Origin of the sequence: Cohnella sp. GbtcB17 (assembly GCF_019091135.1) — a bacterium.
GTDB lineage: Bacteria > Bacillota > Bacilli > Paenibacillales > Paenibacillaceae > Cohnella.
In genome coordinates this window covers 1-240 of the sequence record NZ_JAGXJW010000434.1, presented here as the reverse complement: position 1 = coordinate 240, position 240 = coordinate 1, and the positions used below count along the sequence as shown (strand labels likewise).

At 67.5% G+C, this 240-nt stretch carries 1 pseudogene; it reads right to left on the bottom strand.

The annotated features are described in order from the left end of the window. Positions 1-240, bottom strand: a pseudogene (locus KVT38_RS34130) (LacI family transcriptional regulator); the annotation flags it as partial.

Sequence of the window (240 nt, the reverse complement as noted above, 5' to 3'; positions counted from 1 at the left end):
TGTCTCAAGATCGCTTCGGTCCCCGTCTGGGCGCCCTCCTGCGCGCCGTCCGCGGTGCCGTAGGCCGCCTGCTCCTTCATGTCCGGGTTGGCGTCCAGAAATGCCTTGTAGGCGACCTGGCGCGACTCCATCGGCGGGAAGCCGGCGACCCTAATTTTCCCGATGCTGCCCTTGCCGCCCGCATCCTTGGCGAGCGCCGCGAGCGTCTGCTCGGCCATCTTCTGGTCGTTTTGCGCGAGG